The organism is Haloferax sulfurifontis ATCC BAA-897 (assembly GCF_000337835.1).
Lineage (GTDB): Archaea > Halobacteriota > Halobacteria > Halobacteriales > Haloferacaceae > Haloferax > Haloferax denitrificans.
Window position 1 is genome coordinate 135,848 of the sequence record NZ_AOLM01000019.1, and the last position, 17,879, is coordinate 153,726.

Consider the following 17,879-nt stretch of genomic DNA (forward strand, 5'->3'; position numbering starts at 1 on the left):
GTCGGAAGCGCGTCGCCCGGTTATTTCCCTTCGTCGGATTCGGTCGCGGGCGGGGTCGCGGTCGCGGCCGCGGGCTCCCACGGCTCGGGGAGGCCGGCGTCGGGGTGCAGCAGTCGCGCGAGGCGGTCGACGCCCGAGACGACGGCGGGGCTCGGCTGATTGAGAAGCGAGTCGTCGACGGCGTGGACCGACGCGTCGAGATTCCACCCGCGGGCCTCGAACGCCTCGGGGTCGCCGCGCTCGCCTTTCCCGCAGGGGTGGAGCATCACGTGGTCGGGGTCGGCGGCCGCGACGGTCTCGGGGTCGACTTCGGCGGACCGATCGCCGGGCGCGACGAGCGGGGCTGAGCCCCCGGCGGCGCGGACGAGGTCGGGGACCCAGTTGCCCGCGGCCATCGGCGGGTCGGCCCACTCCTCGCAGTAGACGGTCGGGCGGTCGCGGCCGGCGACCGCGTCGGCGACGCGGGCGAGGTGGTCGCGGCAGTCCTCGGCGAGCGTCGCGCCCGCGCCGGCGTCGCCCGCGGCGTCGCAGACGACGGGAAACGAGTCGAACACCTCAGCAAGCGTCGCGGGCGCGACGTGGACCACGTCGTAGCCGCGGTCGCGGGCCGCCGCCGCGACGTCCGACTGGAGGTCGTCGCAGGTGCAGACGGCGTCGGCGTCGAGTTCGGCGACCCGGTCGAAGTCGGGGTTCAGCCAGCCGCCGACGACCGGCTTGTCGGTCGACGAGTGGACGGTCGCCCCGACGACGTGGGCGTCGAGACCGGCGGCGGTGAGAATCGCTGTCGCGCTCGGTGCGAGCGAGACGACGCGGGGATTCGCGGCCATGCGTGGTCCCGTTTACGACCCGTCGGCAAAAGTGTGTGTCGCGTCGTCGGTCGCCGGTGGGTCACCGGGGAATCGCCGGTGAGCCGCCGAATCCCTCACGGACCTTAACCACCGTGCGACGGCCTCACACAGGCAAACGCCGCCGTTCGACGAAAGCGATACCAAACCATTTATGCGCTCGTCTGCGGTTGCTGGTGTTACGGACAGCATCCGGGTTCTAGCCGCCTCTAACCACCCATTCCCGGAGCACCCGCCGTCGTATCCATGAGTGAACGAATCTGGACCCGAAATCCCGGCGCACAGGAGCAGGAACGAGACACGCAGAACGGCCGACAGGAGGCCGAGACCGAACAGGAAGACACGAAGGGCGACACGCTTCAGTGCCCCGAGTGCGGCGGTCACGTCGTCACCGACGACGAACACGGCGAGACAGTCTGTAACGACTGCGGCCTCGTCGTGACCGCCGACTCCGTCGACCGCGGCCCCGAGTGGCGCGCGTTCGACGCCCGCGAGAAAGACGAGAAGTCCCGCGTCGGAGCGCCGACGACCAACACGATGCACGACAAGGGCCTGTCGACGAACATCGACTGGCGCGACCGCGACGCGTACGGCAACTCCCTCGGCGCGCGCCAGCGCCAGAAGATGCAACGGCTCCGCAAGTGGAACGAGCGGTTCCGCACCCGCGACTCGAAAGAGCGCAACCTCAAGCAGGCGCTCGGCGAAATCGACCGCATGGCCTCCGCGCTCGGCCTCCCCGAGAACGTCCGCGAGACGGCGTCGGTCATCTACCGCCGCGCGCTCGACGACGACCTGCTTCCGGGCCGTTCCATCGAGGGCGTCGCCACGTCCTGTACCTACGCCGCCGCCCGCATGGCCGGCGTCCCGCGTTCGCTCGACGAAATCGCGGAGGTCTCGCGCGTCGAGAAGAGCGAGGTCGCCCGCACCTACCGCTACATCGCGCGCGAGCTCTCGCTTGAGGTCAAGCCCGCCGACCCCGAGCAGTACGTCCCGCGGTTCGCCAGCGAGCTCGGCCTCTCCGACGAGTCGAAGATGCGCGCGCGCCAGCTCCTGAAGAACGCCAAGGAGAAGGGCGTTCACTCGGGTAAGTCGCCGGTCGGCCTCGCCGCCGCCGCCGTCTACGCCGCCGCCCTCCTCACCAACGAGAAGACGACGCAGGCCGCCGTCAGCGACGTGGCCGACATCTCCGAGGTCACCATCCGCAACCGCTACCACGAACTCCTCGAAGCCGAGGAGAACCTCGGCCTCGTCTGAGCGCGCACGCCCGACGCCCGCTCCGAGCGACGGTTCGACCCGGACGAAACGACTCGATTTTCGCTTATTCGCCCGCCAGCGGCGGCGCTCGACGCGACGCGCCGCCATCGAGTCGCGGGGAGAAGTCGACCGGCACGGGGCGACCGCCCCCGCGCCGAGGCGAAGGGTTTTGTTTCGGGGCGAACACGTCCGTACGATGCGCACGACGCACGCCCTCGCGGTGGGCGACGCCGCCGACACCGGACTCGCCGACGAGAGCGTGAACCTCGTCGTCACGTCGCCGCCCTACCCCATGATAGAGATGTGGGACGACCTCTTTTCGGCGCGTGACGACACCGTCGCGGCGGCGCTCGACGCGGGCGACGGCGACGCCGCCTTCGAGGCGATGCACGAACAGCTCGACGCCGTCTGGGACGAGGTGGCCCGCGTGCTCGCGCCCGGCGGGATGGCCTGCGTGAACGTCGGCGACGCGACGCGGAGCCTCGACGGGTCGTTTCGCCAGTACGCAAACCACGCCCGCGTGCTCACCGCGCTCGCCGAGCGCGGGCTGACGCCGCTCCCAGACGCCATCTGGCGCAAGCCGACAAACAGCCTGACGAAGTTCATGGGGTCGGGGACGCTCCCGCCGAACGCCTACGTCACGCTCGAACACGAGTACGTGCTTGTGGTCCGGAAGGGCGACCCGCGGTCGTTCCCGCCGGGCGACGAGCGGCGCTACGAGAGCGCCTTCTTCTGGGAGGAGCGCAACCGCTGGTTCTCCGACCTCTGGGAGTTCGGCGGGACCGACCAGCGCCTCGACTCGGGGGCCAGAGAGCGCTCGGCGGCGTTCCCCGTCGAACTGCCGCTTCGCCTGATTCGGATGTACTCCGTCTACGGCGACACCGTCTTCGACCCCTTCGTCGGCACCGGGACCACGACGCTCGCGGCCATGCTCGCGGGCCGGGACTCCGTCGGCTACGACCTCGACGCCGACCTCGTCTCGGGGTTCGAACGCCGACTCGACGACCTCACGGAACGCTCGCGCGCGGAGGTCGAACGCCGACTCGACGCCCACCGGGAGTTCGTCGCCGACCGCGACGAACGACCCGGTCACGACGCCGAACACTACGACTTCCCGGTCGTGACGAAACAGGAGCGTCGCATCCGCCTGTACCGCGCGTCGTCGGTCGAGGCGTCGGCCGACGGGGCGGACCGCGAGTTCGTCGTCGAACACGAACCGTTCGACGGGGCAGAGGCGGCCGAGTCGTCGGAGCGGCCCGAACTCTCGGAAGACCCGACGACGACCGACTGAGTTCGAAACACTCGAATTCGGGGGTTCAGACACATGGCGGCGTGCGTCGGTACTAGTTAGCCGACTGTCCGACAATCCAGACGTTTAAGAGCGCGGACGACGACGCCAACGAACAATGCCCGATGCTCGTCGTCGCGCCGTCGTCGCCGCCCTCGTCGGCGTGGTTGGTGCCTCGCTCGGAATCGCCGGGGCCGGCCACGTCTACCTCCGCGAGTGGCGACGCGCGATTGCGTGGTTCACCTTCGTCTTCGGCGCGGCGCTGGTGTTGCTCTCGACGTTCGCCGACCCGGCGACCGTGACGGTGGACTCGCTCCCCAGAGAGGTGCTGTTCCCCGTCTTCGGACTGCTGTTTCTGAGCGCGCTCGACGCCTACCGCGTCGGACGTCGCCCGCGCGGCCGCAACGCGAACGGCGAGCCGACCTGCCCGGTCTGCGGCGGCGAGCTCGACCGGAACCTCGACTTCTGTCCGTGGTGTGCGACGGAACTCGAATGGTACACGGTCGAAGGATAGAGAGAGCCGACGACCGCCGGCCGCCGCGCGCGACTCTGAGTTTGAGAAAAAACGTCCCTCCGTCCGTTACTTCTCGATGATGCTCTCTTCGACCGCCTCGCCGAAGTGGCGAGCCGTGTCCTCGTAGTAGATGAGCATCTCGTCGCCGGGTTCGAGGTCGGTGACCGCGGTCCGGCCCTCGCGGGTGTGGACCTTGATTGTCTCGGCGTTCTGGAGGAGCGTCGTGACGCGGTCGCCCTCGTAGTCCGCGGAGATACGGAACATCGGCCGCTTTTCGATTTTCACGCGCCCGACGATGGCCTCGCGGGTGTTGCCGTTCGTGTCGATGAGCTGTACCTCGTCGCCGCTTTCGAGTTCGGAGAGATAGACCGTTCCGCCGTCGGGGGTCCGAGCGTAGGCGTGGACCGCGCCGGCGTTGACTCTAAACGGCCGGGACGCGACGTACGGGGACTTCGCCGTCTCGGCGTGGACGAAGAACAGGCCGCGGGCCATCGAGCCGACGAGCATCCCCTCGTCGTGGTCCATGATGGTTCCCGTGTCGACGCAGACGCGGTCGGCCATGCCCGTGCGTTCGACCTCCGTGACCTCGGCCCACACGAGATCGAGCGACTCGCGTTCGGCCTCGTCGCGGACCTCGACGGTCTTGCGAATCTCGTCGGGGTCGTCGCTGTCGAGGAGGACGCCGTCGGAGCCGAGTTCGAGCGTCTCGAAGGCGGTCTTGGCTTCCTCGGCGGTCGTGACGCCCGCGATGAGGTCGGTCTCCTCGCCGATGCGGGCGATGAGGTTCTCAAGCGGGATGATGGTCCAGTCCTCGCCGATGACGATGGTGTAGTCGCCGTCGCGGGCGGCCTCCTCGGCGAACGCCTCGTAGTCCTTGCTCAGGATGCGGACGTACGAGCCGTTTGCGAGGTCGTCGCCGCGGCGGAGCGTCGTCAGGTCGGCAGAGCCGGAGAAGTCCGAGGGGAGTTCGACGGTCGCGTCGCCCTCGCCGTCCTTGCCGACGATGTAGGCGTCGGCGAGCGCCGCGGGCTCTCCGTCGTCTTCCTCTGCTTCCATCACGTGGACGTCCGCGTCGGTCCGGAACGCGGCGATGTTGACGTCGCCGAGTTCGCGCACCTTCTCGACGTCGGCCTCATCGACGAGGACCCAGTCGACGCCGGCTTCCAGTCCGGCCGTGATGCGTCGCTTCCGCGTCTCCCAGTCGCCGACTGTGTCGTCGGCCTTGAGCCAGACGCTTCGTGTCATTATCGACTTCACTCGGTGGGCGGGCTTGAACGTGGCGAATGAATCAACGGACGGCGAGCGGATAACGAACGGACGGCGACGGGTCGCTTGGCCGCCCTGCTTAGATTCTATATCGCGTTATGAGATTTATGAGGATGAAATAGAGGGTGAAATCGACGGTCGGACGGCGATTCCACCGACGCGAGTCGAACGAGAGAGGCGCTCGCCTCGCTCAGTTACCACTCAACTCCCGTCGAGTCGGCGTCGGTTTGGTCGTCTCGTCGGGGTGGTGCGCCTGTGACCGATGGGACAGTCCGGTCTCGCACGCGAATCGTGAACGCTTCGTCACCCGGTGTCTCAGTCATCGAGTTCGTCGGTTCCACGAACATAGAACACAGCGACCACATCCGAATCCCAACCGCCGACGTTCGAGGGCGACGACGGAGGCGATTCGTCCAGCACCGACACCCATCGCTGGAATCGACCGCGTGGAACCCCGTCATGGTTCGGAACTCCGGGGTTCGAGGCTGGAAGACGGTATCGCGGTCGGAATCGAACGTCGTTTTCTGTCTCTCACTCTGTCGGCGAATCCGGTAGACCGGACAGACAACTAACGTCGAGTCACGAACGCGGTTCCGCGAACGGCGCGTCAGAACGCTGGGAAAAGCTGGTTTCGCGGGGTACTCGGAGCGACTCACACACCGACCACGACAGTTCTCGGTCGGTTCGACAGTCAATAAATCAATTACGGCGATATGAAATCAGTCAAAACGCGTCCAGCCCCGTCTGGGTCGCGCCGCGCTCGTGGTCGAGAAGCGCGCGTTTCAGGTCGACGCCGCCGGCCGCGGAGAAGCCGCCGAGGGAGTCCGCGCCGACGACGCGGTGGCACGGGACGACGAGCGGGACCGGATTGTGCCCGCAGGCCTGTCCGACGGCGACCGCGTGGCTGTCGAGTTCGGCCGCGACCTCGCCGTAGGTTCGCGTCTCGCCGTACGGAATCGACGCCATGACGCGCATCACGTCGCCGGTAAAGGAGTCGGGAAACCGCACGTCCACGTCGAACTCGCGGCGCTCGCCGTCTTCGTACTCGGCGAGTTGTGTTCGGAGCGAGTCGGCAGAACACCCGACGAGCCGTTCGTCCACGTCGACCGCGAACCCCCACATCGTGACGCGCATACTCGGGGTTCGCGCTCGGCGGGTATCTATCTGTAGGCTGGGACTGTCGAAGGAAGCAGAAAGGGCGTCGGAACGCCGCGGGTCGCGTTAGTCGCGTTACGCCTCGATGCCGAGCCCGGCGCGTTCGAGCGCCGCATCGACGTCGGCGTCGTCGTGGATGACGGCGCTGACGGCGCGGGTGATGGCCTCGGGGTTCTCGTGCTGGAAGATGGAGCGACCCATGGAGACGCCGGCCGCGCCGGCGTCCATCGTGCCGCGGACCATCTCGACCGTCTCGCGGTCGGTGCCGCGACTGCCGCCGGCGATGACGACCGGCAGGCGCGTGGCCTCGACGACGCGGCCGAAGGACTCCGCGTCGCCGCTGTAGGCCGTCTTCACCACGTCGGCACCGACTTCCTCGGCGAGGCGGACGGCGTGGGCGAGCGCCTCGGGGTCCTGTTCGTCGATGCCGGGGCCGCGGGCGTAGGACATCGCGAGGACGGGCACGCCGAAGTCGGCGGCGCGGGAACAGAGGTCGGCGAGTTGCGTCATCTGGTCGGGCTCGTAGTCCGAGCCGACGTTGATGTGGAAGGAGACGGCGTCGGCACCGACGCGGAGGGCGTCTTCGACGGTGCCGGTGAGTCGCTTGTCGTTTTCGTCCGGGCCGATGACCGTCGAGCCGTTTACGTGGACGATGTAGCCCTTGCCGTTCTTGTTCGGGTGGACGCGCGGCGCGGTGCCCTTGTGCGTGAGGACGGCGTCGGCGCCGCCGCGCGTGATGCCGTCGATGGTGGATTCGATGTCGACGAGGCCCGTGACCGGGCCGAGGGTGATGCCGTGGTCCATCGGGACGATGAGGTATCGCCCGTCTGTGGAGATGCGTTCGAGTCGTGCGGAGAGTCCGATGTCGGTGTTCATGTATGAGAAAGGGTGGCAGAGTGGTTATGTGCGTTCCGGATGCGGTGGGCGTTGCGACGCGCCGGCCACCGCGCCGTCTTTCAGCTCGCGGGCGAGCGTTTCGAGGCGGTCGGCGACCGTTTCGGCGTCGTCGCCGTTCTCGTGGCCCTCGGCGACGATGTCCACGAGCGCGCTCCCGACGATGATGCCGTCGGCACCGCTGGCGACGATGCGCTCGGCGTGGTCGCCGCTACTGATGCCGAAGCCGACCGCCTTGGGCACGTCGTAGTCGGCGAGTCGTTCGAGCGACGAGCCGGTCTGGTCGGAGACGCTCGACTGCGCGCCCGTCGTGCCGAGGCGCGCCTGCACGTAGACGTAGCCCGAGACCCGTTCCATGATGCGGTCGAGGCGCTCGCCGCGGGTCGTCGGCGCGACGATGAACACGAGGTCGAGACCGAACTCGTCGCAGGCCTCGCGCAGTGGGTCGGCCTCTTCTGCCGGCAGGTCGGGGACGACGAAGCCCTCGATGCCGACCTCGGCGGCCTTCTCGACGAACGGCCGCGGACCGGGTTCATCGCCGTAGCGGTAGATGAGGTTGTAGTAGGTCATACAGACCAGCGGCACCGACACGTCGAGGTCCTCGACGAACTCGAAGAAGCGCGTCGGCGTCATGCCGCCTTCGAGCGACCGAACCACCGCGTTCTGGATGGTCGGCCCCTCGGCGATGGGCTCCGAGAACGGAAGCCCGAGTTCGATGACGTCCGCGCCGCCGCGTTCGAGCGCCTCGACGTATTTCAGCGAGGACTCGTAGTCGGGGTCGCCGGCGGCGAGGTAGGGGACGAACGCCGGGCCGTCGGCGAAGGCGTCTTCGAGCGACATCACAGGCCCCCCGTGAACTCGTCCATGTTCGGCGCGATGTCGATGTCGCGCTCGTAGGTCTCCTCGATGGCCGATTCGAGGTCCTTGTCGCCGCGGCCGGAGACGTTGACCACGACGTACTCGCCGAGGTCGTCCGCTTCCCCGGAGTCGGGCGCGTCGGGGCCGACGACCGATTCGAGGTAGCCGAACGCGTGAGCCGACTCCAGCGCGGGGATGATGCCCTCCATCTGGGAGAGCCGGTGGAACGCGGTCAGCGCCTCGTCGTCGTCGACGTTGACGGCGGTGACGCGGCCGGTGTCGACGAGATACGCGAGTTCGGGTCCGACGCCGGCGTAGTCGAGGCCCGACGACACCGAGTGCGACTCCATAATCTGGCCGTCGCGGTCCTGTAGGAGCCGGGTACGAGCGCCGTGGAGGATGCCCTCCGTGCCGGTCGTGAGCGACGCCGAGTTGGGCGCGACGCCGGCTTCCTCGTCGACTTCGAGCGTCGAGCCGCCGGCCTCGACGGCGTAGAGCGCGGTCTCCTCGTCGTCGACGAACTCGGCGAACGCGCCCATCGTGTTCGAGCCGCCGCCCGCGCAGGCGACGACCGCGTCGGGGAGCCGACCGAGCTTTTCGGTGGCCTGCGTCCGGGCCTCCTCGGAGATGACCGACTGAAAGTCTCGGACCATGCTCGGGAACGGGTGGGGTCCGACCACGGAGCCGATGACGTAGTGAGTGTCTTCGACGTTGGTCGCCCAGTCGCGCATCGTCTCGGAGATGGCCTCCTTGAGCGTGCCGCGGCCGACGGTGACGGGGTTCACCTCCGAGCCGTTGAGCTTCATCCGGAAGACGTTGGGGCGCTGGCGGTTGATGTCGCGTTCGCCCATGTAAATCTCGCAGGGCATATCGAGGTGCGCGCAGGCCATCGCCGTGGCGGTGCCGTGCTGGCCCGCGCCGGTCTCGGCGATGATGCGCTCTTTGCCCATGTACTTCGCCAACAGGACCTGTCCGAGGGCGTTGTTGAGCTTGTGCGCGCCGCCGTGAAGCAGGTCCTCGCGCTTGAGGTACACCTCGCGGTCGTAGCGCTCGGAGAGTCGGTCCGCGCGCTGGAGGGGCGTCGGCCGCCCGCCGAAGTCCCGCAGTCGCGCGCGGAAGTCGTCCATGAAGCCGTCTTCGTTGTCGAGGACGTACCGCTCGTACGCGTCGTTCAGTTCCTCGATGGCCGGCATGAGGGCCTCGGGAACGTACTGTCCGCCGTAGTCGCCGAATTTGCCGTCTGCGCTCATTGTGTGAGTGTCTCCGTGTTCCGTCGTACGTCGCCGTCCATGATGGCCGTCCCGACGAGGAGGGCGTCGGCACCGGCCTCGCGCATCCGCGTCGCGTCGTCGACCGTCTTCACGCCGCTTTCGGCCACGAGGAGCACGTCCTCGGGCGCTTCCGGCGCGAGTTCCTCGAACGTGCCGAGGTCGACTTCGAGTTTCCCGAGGTCGCGGTTGTTGATGCCGACGATGTCGGCTCCGGCCGCGAGCGCCGCCGTGAGTTCCTCGCGCGTGTGGACCTCCACGAGCGGCTGGAAGCCGCGGTCGCGGGCCGCCTCGACGAGGTCCGGGAGGCCCTCGCCGACGAACCGCGCGATGAGGAGCACGAGGTCAGATTCGACGACGTCCAGTTGGGCCTCGTGCATGATGAAGTCCTTGCGGAGCACGGGCACGTCGACGGCCTCGCGGATGCGCCGAAGCGACTCGGCGGAGCCGCCGAAGTGCTCGGGTTCGGTGAGCACCGACAGCGCCGTCGCGCCGCCGGCGACCATCTCGCGGGCCAGTTCGACCGGGTCGTCCTCGCGGACGCCCTCGGTCGTCGGACTCGTGGGCTTCACCTCGGCGATGACGGGAACCCGCCCCGCGGCCTCCGTCTCGGCCACGGCCTCGGGGAACGACCGCGCGTCGACCGACACGCGCGTCTCCCCGCCGGGTCGCTCCCGCGCGGCCTCCAGGATGGCGCGCACGTCGGGAGCTAATCCGTCTCCACTAGCGTTCATTGATGTACACTAACGCACGTATCTGTACATAAGACTTGCGTCGGCGGGGACACTCACCGTCTCTCGCGCGCTCGCGTTCGTGGGCGAGCGCGCGACCAGCGAACTCGAACCGAACGCGGTCGGCCGACCCCCACACCGTCGCCGGAAGGGTCAAGCGTCCGGCGACGGGAGCCGAACGTATGCCCGTCTCGGGAATCTACGCGCGCGAATCGTCGACGCTCGGCCGCCCCGTTCAGGTCGGCGTGGTCAGCGGGAAGGTCATCGACGTCTCGTTTCCGGACTCGCTCCCGGCGGACGCCGAGTCCGACCACGAACACCTCGACGCCGTGTTGGCCGCCATCGACCGGGGCGAGACGGACCTCTCGTCGGTCCCCATCGGCCTGACCGTCCCGACCGACCAGCGGAGCGTGCTGGAGTCGCTTCGGAACGTCCCGCGGGGCGACACGGTCGACGTGGCGCTCCTCGTCCGCATGGCCGGCCTCGACCCCGAGGGCGACGACTCGGAGCGCGTCGTCCGCGAGGCGCTCGCGGCGAACCCGGTCCCGGTCGTCGTCCCCGACCACCGGGTGAAAGACGGCCCGAGCGCCGCCCCCGACGACGTGGTCGAGGCGCTCCGGAAGTCCGAAGGAATCTAAATCTATAATTCTGCGGCCCTCCCCTCAGAACGGCATCGCGTCGGTCTCGCGGCGGAGCGCGAGGTAGCCGAGCAGGCCGCCGAGGAGGAACAGCGTGCTGGCGAGTCCGACCGACTGGACGCCGGTCGCGAGCTCGGCGAACTGCGAGAGCCCCGCGAGGACGAAGCCGCCGCCGGCGACGTACTTGAGTCGGCTGTCGACCGGAATCCGGAGCGTGACGACGCCGAGGAGAACCGCCGTCAGCCCGAAGGCGGCGTCGGCGGCGAGTCGAAGCGTCGGGTTCCCCGTGGCGAACGCCGCGACGACGAGCGCCAGATAGCCGATGAGCCCCGCCTGCGTCAACTGCCGCGTGTCGATGTCCATACCGGCTACGCGTGATGCGGACACTTGAACGCATCCCCGCGCCGCGGCCGCGACGGCGAGCGATTCGGCGGTCGTCGCCGACGCCGACGTGGTGAGCCGCCGCTACCAGCCGAACAGCTCGTGGCCCGCAAACTCCAGCGCGTTCACGAGGTAGTGGGCGACGACCACGACCAACAGGCTCCCGGTGAGGACGAACGCCGCCGCAAGGACGAACCCGAGGAGGCCGGTGACGACGATGCCGAGTCGACCCTGCGCGCCGTGGCCCGCGCCGAAGGCGGCCGACGACACGGCCGCCATGAGCCACGGCGACACGTCGAAGCCGGCGGCGACCGCTCCCACGAGCGCGCCCCGGAACAACAGCTCTTCGAAGCCGGCGATGAGGGGAAGCGCGACCGCGAACAGGAACACCCAGCCCGCGGCGGTCCGCGGCGTCAGCGACTCGCGGACCGCCTCGTCGGGCGCGATGCCGAACCGCTCGCTGACCGTCGAACCGACTCGGTTGGCCCCGTAGAGCGCGATGCCGAGTCCGACGCCGAGAGCGAGCTTCGCCGGGAGGTCGGTGACGGAGAAGCCGAGCGCCGCGGCCGGCACGCCGGCGTACCACGCGCCGAGGCCGAGAAAGCCGCCGAGGAACGCCTGCGAGAGCGCGACGTTGGCGAGAAGGAGATGCGGCGGGAGGTCGGCGGCGGACGCGGAGCGCTCCGAGACGGCCGAGACGGGAGCCGCGGTGACGCCGGGGGGTTCCCGGTCCGAGTCGGGTTCGGAACCGGCCGTCACGTCGGACTCGGCGTCGGCCGCGCCGTCGCCCCCAGCGAGCGTCGGCGGCTCGGGTCGCGGCGACGCGTCGGTCGAATCGACCGAGAAGGAGGCCAGCGAGACGGTGTCGGGGTCGGCTGGTTCGTGCGTTTCGTCCGGTTCGGCGGGGGTAGAAACGGGGTCGTCCGGCGAACCGACTCGGGCGTTTTGGGCGGGGCCGGACTCAGAGTCGTGGGGAGCCGCGGGCGCGTCGGAGCCGGTCCCCTCAGCGTGCGGGACGCCGCGAGAAAAGTGCGCGAGAGAGAGTAAGACGGCGAGGACGAGGCCGGTGAAGCCCGCGAACGCCGCCCAGTCGGTCATCCGGCGTTACTGCGGGCTGGGGCTGGAGGGCCCTTTGACGCCCTGTCCCTTGTTGAGGGCGGAGCCGGTGATGCTCTTGAGGCGGTCCACGAGCGAGTCCTTCTCGGGTTCGCCTTCGAGGGCGACGTCGAGGACTTCGCTGATGTGCGAGACGGGGATGATGTCGACCATCTCCTTGTACTCGTCTTCGATCATCACGTCCTGCTCGTTGGCGGCGGGGATGATGACCGTCGAACAGCCGGCCTTCGCGGCGGCCTCGATCTTGTGGGTGACGCCGCCGACCGGGAGCACGTCGCCGCGCACCGACAGCGAGCCGGTCATGGCGACCGACTGGTCGATGGGGATGTCCTCCAGCGCGGAGATGACGGCGGTGGCGACCGTGATGGACGCGGAGTCGCCGTCGACGCCCTGCTGGCCGGTCTGGACGAACTGCACGTGCACGTCCATCTCCGAGAGGTCCTGGTTGGAGAACTTCTTGATGATGGCCGAGACGTTCTGGACGGACTCTTCGGCCATCTCCTTGAGCTGGCCGGTCGCGATGACCTGACCGGGGCCCTGCGAGGGCGTGACTTCGGCCATCACGGGGAGCATGATACCGGAGTCCTCGCCCATGACGGCGAGGCCGTTGACGCGGCCGGTGACGAAGCCGTCGTTGACCGACAGCTCGTAGTCCTTGCGGCGCTCGATGTACTGGTCCGCGATCTGCTGTTCGATGGAGCGCGCGCGGCGCTTGGCCTGGAGCACGTGGTCGCGGGTGGTCAGCTCGGCGTTCTCGCCGCGGGCGATGTCGCCGGCGACGCGGACGAGACCGCCGAGGTTACGGAATTCGAGGGTGAGGTGGCCCTTGCGACCGGCGCGGCGGCGGGCTTCGAGGATGAGCTCCTCGACCGCCTCCTCGGTGAAGTGCGGGAGCCGCCCGTCGTTGGTGACCTCCTGGGCCACGAAGCGCGCGTACTTGCGGCGCATCTCGGGGGTGTCCTGGATGGTGTCGTCCATGTACACCTCGTACCCGTAGCCCTTGATACGGGAGCGGAGCGCGGGGTGCATGTTCTCCATCGCGTCGAGGTTCCCGGCGGCGATCATGATGAAGTCCGTCGGGACGGGCTCGGTCTGGACCATCGCGCCCGAGGAGCGCTCGGACTGGCCCGTGATGGAGAATTCGCCCTCCTGGATGGCCGTCATCAGGTGCTGTTGACTGCGCACGTCGAGGGTGTTGATCTCGTCGATGAACAGGACGCCCTTGTTCGACTTGTGAATCGCGCCGGGTTCGACGCGGTCGTGGCTGGGCGTCTCCATGCCGCCGGACTGGAACGGGTCGTGGCGGACGTCGCCGAGGAGCGCGCCCGCGTGAGCGCCCGTCGCGTCCTGGAACGGCGCGGACTTCTGGTCGGCGTTGTTCACGATGAGGTTCGGAATCATCGCGTCACTGCCGCGCGAGCCGTAGCGGAACGCGAGATAGATGATACCCGCGGCGAGGATGCCGAGCAGGACCTGCTGGGCGATGATGAGCGAGTAGCCCAGCACGACCGCGATGATGATCCACATGAGGAACGAGCGCATCTGGTTGCGCTTGCGTGCCTCTTCTTTGTGCGCCTCGACGATCTGGTCACCTTTGCCCGCGGGGACCGTGCGGACCTTGGGGCGATTGCCGTCGTCGGGGTTGTGGTAGACGAGCACGTCCTGGAGCTCCTCGCGGGGGAGAAGCTCGGACATCGCCTTGGCGAGCATCGACTTCCCCGTCCCCGGGGAGCCGATCATCATGACGTGGCGGCGCTGTTTGGCCGCCTTCATGATGACGTCGCGGGCGTGCTCCTGTCCGATAACCTGGTCGACGAGGCGGTCCGGGACGGGAATCTCGTCGGTCGTCTCTATCTTGAGACCACCGAGGAGGTCGTCTTCGTCCACGTTCTCGGCCACGTCGGCGTCGATTTCGACATCGCTCCCGAGGTCGTCGATCGTCTTCTTGTCGACCTCTTCGGCCTCGTCGTGCTGGAGCGACCCCCCGTCGTCGATGCCCTCTTCCGAGGGCGCGTCGTCGGGTGAATCCTCCCGCTCGTGGAGGCTGTCGTCGGTGTTCGTATCGTTACTCATAGAACTGTCGTCGCTACTTCTAACGTAGGCCCTGCGACTGATATACTTTCTCCCCGGTTTCATCCGGCGTACCTTGCCGTAACCTCGCGTTTCGACCGCCCTACCACCAGAATACCGGAGTTCTCCCAACTCGGCGTATTTATAAGTAATCCGGACTAACGGCCGACGCATGCGGGGGTTCTACATCGGCCGCTTTCAGCCGTACCACAACGGCCACCACCGAATGGTCGAAGAGATTGCCACCGAAGTCGACGAACTCGTCCTCGGTATCGGGTCCGCGGGCGACTCGCACTCGCCGCGGAACCCCTTCACCGCGGGCGAGCGAATCATGATGGTCAACAAGGCCGTCTCCGACTTCGACATCACGACCTACGCGGTCCCCATCGAGGACCTCGACCGCAACTCGGTGTGGGTCAGTCACGTCCAGTCGATGTCCCCCGCGTTCGAGGTGGCGTACTCCAACAACCCGCTCGTCATCCAGCTGTTCAAGGAGGCGGGCGTCGAGGTCCACCAGTCGCCCATGTTCAACCGCGAGGTGCTCGAGGGCACGGAGGTCCGCCAGCGCATGATAGAAGACCGCGACTGGGAGTCGCTCGTCCCCGACGAGGTGGCCGACGTGGTCCGCGAAATCGACGGCATCGAGCGCCTCCAGCGCGTCACGGCCACCGACGGGTCGGAGCGCGTCGCCGACGACGAGGACCCCAACCCCTGTTGAGATGATAACGCTCGCGTCCGACTTCGGGCTCGCGTACCCCGCCGCGATGAAGGGCGTCGTCCTCTCGCGGACCGACGCGCGGCTCGTTGACGTGGCCCACGACCTCCCGCGACAGGACGTTCGCGCGGCCGCCTTCTGGCTCCGCGAGACGCTTCCGTACTTCCCGCCGGCGGTCCACCTCGTCGTGGTCGACCCCGGCGTCGGTACCGACCGCCGCGCGGTCGTCTACCGCGTCGGCGACCACGTCTTCGTCGGTCCCGACAACGGCGTCCTCCGTCCGCCGGCGAGACGCGTGGCCGCCGACGCCCCCGTCGAAGCCTACGAAATCGACGTTCCGAACCCCGAGTCGACGACGTTCCACGGGCGGGACGTGTTCGCGCCCGCGGCCGCCGACGCCCACGTCGCGGGCGCGTCGGCGCTCGGGTCGGTCGACCGCTTCGAACCGATTTCCGTCGCGTCGCTCGCCGAGTGCCGCCTCCCGGAGGCGGCCGTCTCGGCCGACGGCCGCGAGGCGACCGGCGAGGTGCTCGTCGTCGACGACTTCGGCAACTGCATCACCAACGTTCCGGGCGCGGTCGTCCACGACGCGGCGGGCGAGACCGTCTCGGTGAACGGCGAGTCGGTCCCGGTCGGCCGCACCTTCGAGGCCGTCCCGCGCGGCGAGAAACTGGTCACCGTCGGCAGTCACGGCAACGTCGAGTGCGACGTGAACCACGGCCGCGGCGACGAGGCGTTCGGCCTCGCGCCCGGCGACCGCGTCGAACTCCGGGTCGACTGATGGGCGTCGCCGCTCTCGCGTCTGTCCCCGCGCCCGTCTCCGTTCTCGTACCCGTGCCCGTTCCCGTTCCCGCCGCGGTCGTCGTCCCCGAGATCGACCCCTTCGCGGTGATGAACGTCGTCGGCCTCCTCGCGTTCGCGGTCGCTGGCGCGCTCAAGGCCGCGGAAGCCGGCCTCGACGTGTTCGGCGTCTCCGTGCTCGGCATCGTGACGGCCCTCGGCGGCGGGACGACCCGCGACGTGCTCGTGGACCGACTGCCGGCCTCGCTCGCGGGGACGTGGGACATGAGCGTCGCGCTCGTCGGCGTCGCCCTCGCAATCGTCCTCATTCACTCGATAGCGGGGCGCGTGCGCGACCACCCGGCGTTCCTGACCACCGACGCGGTCGGGCTGTCGGCGTTCGCGGCGACCGGCGCGCTCGTCGGCGTCGACGCCGGCGTCACGTCGTTCGGCGTCGTCATCCTCGCCACCATCACGGCCGTCGGCGGCGGCTCCATCGCCGACATCCTCATCGGTCGCGTGCCGGTCGTCCTCCGCGACGACTTCTACGCGACGCCCGCCGTCGTCGGCGGTCTCGCCTTCCTCGTCGCCCGCGCGGTCGGCGCGCCGACCGGCGTCCCCTCGGGGCTGTGCGCCGCGGTCGTCTTTTCGGTGCGGTTGCTCGCGCTCCGCTACGACTGGCGGCTCCCGCGGGTGTGAGGCAGGGACCGAAAGAACCCAGAGCACAGAACCCCTACAGCTCGTTTTCCACGCGCCGCTCGGCCGAGCGAACCTCGCTTACGATGCTCTCGCGCTCGAAGTAGAGCACCTCGACGCCGACGACGACCACGGCGAGCGCGAGCACGGTCCAGAACGTCCCGCGCTCGGCGTCGAACAGGTGCCACAGGAGCGCGACCGCCGAGCTAATTCCGCCGACGGTCCCGACGGCGGGAATCACGGCGGTTGCGAGGTCCTCGCGCTCCCGGAACGCGAGAAACGAGAGGCCGCCGAAGATGCTGATGAACGCGAGCGACGCGAACGAGCTGATGGCGTCGAGGCTCCCGAGGAAGGCGAACCCGGCCGCGAGCGCGCCGAGCGTCACGAGCGGGCGAATCGGCTCGTCGGCGGACTCGTCGCGGAGGCGACTCGGGAGCAGGTCGTCGGCGACGAGGCGCTTCGAGAGCCGCGCGGAGCTGAACAGCGTGGCGTTGATGGCGCTCCCCGTCGAGAACAGCGCCGCGACCGAGATGAGGACGAACCCGGCCTGCCCGAGGAACGGCCGGGCGGCGACCGCGAGGGCGGTCTCGGCGTGCCGTTGGATGGCGTCGATGCCGGCGAGGTTGGTCGTGACGAGCGCGACCAGGATGTACAGCCCCGTCGCGCCCGCGATGGAGATGTAAATCGCCTTCCTGACGGTTTCGCGGGGGTCGGCGATGTTCTCTTGGTCGAACAACAGGAGCTCCCAGCCCTCGAAGGCGACGAAGGAGACGGCGGCGGCGACGAGCGGGCCGATGCCGAGGTTCGACAGCCCGAAGCCGAGGCCGCCGTGGGTCGCGCCGTAGGCGACGCCGCCGACGCCGAACACGAGCAGGATGGCGACCTTGAGGCCGACCAGAACGTCTTCGGCCCGCCCGGAGGCGTGCGCCCCGAAGACGTTGAGACTCACGAACGCGGCGACGGTGAGCGCGGAGACGAACGGCTGTATCGAGACCGACGCGACCGTCGAGACGCCGGTGAGTTCGACGAAGTAGCCGCCGAAGGCGTAGGCGTACATCGCCATCGTCCCGACGTAGCCGAAGACGAACGTCCAGCCCACGACGCCCGCGAGCGTGGTGTTGTCGTCGGTGAACCGCTCGACGTAGCCGACGGGCGACCGCGGCGACTCGCACAGACTGTTCAGTCGAAGCAGTGAGTAGCCGGCACAGACCGCGAGCACGCCGGCGACGACGAACGCCGCCCACGCGAGGGTCCCGGCCGCGCCGGCGACGACGCCGAGCACGGCGAAGATACCCCCGCCGACCATTCCACCAATCGCCATCGACACGGCTTCCGGAAGCCCGACTTCACCGGACATGGAGTGCAGTTCGACGCTCACCACGGAAGAACGTAGCGGCCAGCTGAGAGGTA

The 17,879-nt window shown here is 68.8% G+C and carries 18 protein-coding genes; 7 read left to right on the forward strand and 11 right to left on the reverse strand.

Annotation, left to right across the window (positions count from 1 at the left end; genetic code table 11):
* Positions 1 to 20: 20 nt before the first annotated feature.
* Positions 21 to 827, reverse strand: a complete 807-nt coding sequence (locus C441_RS10915) for a helical backbone metal receptor (RefSeq protein ID WP_007275130.1) — start codon at positions 825 to 827, stop codon at positions 21 to 23.
* Between the two features lie 264 nt (positions 828 to 1,091).
* On the opposite strand from C441_RS10915, the gene C441_RS10920 reads away from it, so the two are divergent.
* From C441_RS10920 to C441_RS10930, 3 genes are all read left to right on the forward strand, one after another.
* Entirely contained in the window at positions 1,092 to 2,099 is a 1,008-nt protein-coding gene (locus tag C441_RS10920; protein ID WP_007275131.1) for a transcription initiation factor IIB, read from the forward strand.
* A gap of 196 nt (positions 2,100 to 2,295) precedes the next feature.
* On the forward strand, positions 2,296 to 3,390 hold the full coding sequence (locus tag C441_RS10925; RefSeq protein ID WP_007275132.1) for a DNA-methyltransferase: 1,095 nt from the start codon (positions 2,296 to 2,298) through the stop codon (positions 3,388 to 3,390).
* 115 nt (positions 3,391 to 3,505) lie between these two features.
* A complete protein-coding gene (locus tag C441_RS10930) occupies positions 3,506 to 3,901 on the forward strand; it encodes a DUF7575 domain-containing protein (RefSeq protein WP_007275133.1) in 396 nt (131 codons plus the stop codon).
* Between the two features lie 66 nt (positions 3,902 to 3,967).
* Here C441_RS10930 and C441_RS10935 read toward each other — a convergent pair whose 3' ends face one another.
* The 6 genes from C441_RS10935 to trpC all read right to left on the reverse strand — a co-directional run bounded on the left by C441_RS10935 (position 3,968) and on the right by trpC (position 10,076).
* Complete coding sequence (locus tag C441_RS10935; RefSeq protein ID WP_007275134.1) at positions 3,968 to 5,146, reverse strand: 3-dehydroquinate synthase II; 1,179 nt, start codon at positions 5,144 to 5,146, stop codon at positions 3,968 to 3,970.
* Positions 5,147 to 5,890: 744 nt separating this feature from the next.
* Entirely contained in the window at positions 5,891 to 6,301 is a 411-nt protein-coding gene (locus C441_RS10940; RefSeq protein WP_007275135.1) for a methylated-DNA--[protein]-cysteine S-methyltransferase, read from the reverse strand.
* A 96-nt stretch (positions 6,302 to 6,397) separates the two neighbouring features.
* Positions 6,398 to 7,198 carry a 2-amino-3,7-dideoxy-D-threo-hept-6-ulosonate synthase gene (locus tag C441_RS10945; RefSeq protein ID WP_007275136.1) on the reverse strand — a complete coding sequence of 267 codons (801 nt, stop codon included), beginning with the start codon at positions 7,196 to 7,198 and terminating at the stop codon, positions 6,398 to 6,400.
* A 24-nt stretch (positions 7,199 to 7,222) separates the two neighbouring features.
* Complete coding sequence (gene trpA, locus C441_RS10950; RefSeq protein ID WP_007275137.1) at positions 7,223 to 8,056, reverse strand: tryptophan synthase subunit alpha; 834 nt, start codon at positions 8,054 to 8,056, stop codon at positions 7,223 to 7,225.
* Positions 8,056 to 9,324, reverse strand: coding sequence for a tryptophan synthase subunit beta (gene trpB / locus C441_RS10955; protein ID WP_007275138.1), 1,269 nt, complete (start codon positions 9,322 to 9,324; stop codon positions 8,056 to 8,058). Before trpB ends, trpA begins: the two co-directional genes overlap by 1 nt.
* Positions 9,321 to 10,076, reverse strand: a complete 756-nt coding sequence (trpC, locus tag C441_RS10960) for an indole-3-glycerol phosphate synthase (protein WP_049920548.1) — start codon at positions 10,074 to 10,076, stop codon at positions 9,321 to 9,323. The genes trpB and trpC overlap by 4 nt, the downstream gene beginning before the upstream one ends.
* Positions 10,077 to 10,255: 179 nt before the next feature.
* Between trpC and C441_RS10965 the strand changes: the two genes are divergently transcribed.
* On the forward strand, positions 10,256 to 10,711 hold the full coding sequence (locus C441_RS10965; RefSeq protein ID WP_007275140.1) for an MGMT family protein: 456 nt from the start codon (positions 10,256 to 10,258) through the stop codon (positions 10,709 to 10,711).
* Positions 10,712 to 10,735: 24 nt separating this feature from the next.
* Here C441_RS10965 and C441_RS10970 read toward each other — a convergent pair whose 3' ends face one another.
* The 3 genes from C441_RS10970 to lonB all read right to left on the reverse strand — a co-directional run bounded on the left by C441_RS10970 (position 10,736) and on the right by lonB (position 14,281).
* Positions 10,736 to 11,074, reverse strand: coding sequence for a hypothetical protein (locus tag C441_RS10970; protein ID WP_004971235.1), 339 nt, complete (start codon positions 11,072 to 11,074; stop codon positions 10,736 to 10,738).
* Between the two features lie 102 nt (positions 11,075 to 11,176).
* Positions 11,177 to 12,190 carry a CPBP family glutamic-type intramembrane protease gene (locus C441_RS10975; protein ID WP_007275141.1) on the reverse strand — a complete coding sequence of 338 codons (1,014 nt, stop codon included), beginning with the start codon at positions 12,188 to 12,190 and terminating at the stop codon, positions 11,177 to 11,179.
* A 6-nt stretch (positions 12,191 to 12,196) separates the two neighbouring features.
* Positions 12,197 to 14,281 (reverse strand): ATP-dependent protease LonB, encoded by a 2,085-nt coding sequence (lonB, locus tag C441_RS10980; RefSeq protein ID WP_007275142.1) that lies wholly within the window; start codon positions 14,279 to 14,281, stop codon positions 12,197 to 12,199.
* Between the two features lie 169 nt (positions 14,282 to 14,450).
* On the opposite strand from lonB, the gene C441_RS10985 reads away from it, so the two are divergent.
* From C441_RS10985 to C441_RS10995, 3 genes are read left to right on the forward strand one after another with little or no spacing between them, the layout of a single operon-like run.
* The gene (locus C441_RS10985) at positions 14,451 to 14,996 is read left to right on the forward strand and encodes a nicotinamide-nucleotide adenylyltransferase (protein ID WP_007275143.1); all 546 of its coding nucleotides are present in this window, start codon (positions 14,451 to 14,453) and stop codon (positions 14,994 to 14,996) included.
* Position 14,997: 1 nt separating this feature from the next.
* The gene (locus tag C441_RS10990; protein WP_007275144.1) at positions 14,998 to 15,774 is read left to right on the forward strand and encodes an SAM hydrolase/SAM-dependent halogenase family protein; all 777 of its coding nucleotides are present in this window, start codon (positions 14,998 to 15,000) and stop codon (positions 15,772 to 15,774) included.
* Positions 15,774 to 16,472: a trimeric intracellular cation channel family protein gene (locus C441_RS10995; RefSeq protein ID WP_007275145.1), complete on the forward strand. Its 699-nt coding sequence runs from the start codon at positions 15,774 to 15,776 to the stop codon at positions 16,470 to 16,472. The genes C441_RS10990 and C441_RS10995 overlap by 1 nt, the downstream gene beginning before the upstream one ends.
* Before the next feature lie 34 nt (positions 16,473 to 16,506).
* On the opposite strand, the gene C441_RS11000 is transcribed toward C441_RS10995, so the two are convergent.
* Positions 16,507 to 17,826: an APC family permease gene (locus C441_RS11000; RefSeq protein WP_049920553.1), complete on the reverse strand. Its 1,320-nt coding sequence runs from the start codon at positions 17,824 to 17,826 to the stop codon at positions 16,507 to 16,509.
* Positions 17,827 to 17,879: the final 53 nt, after the last annotated feature.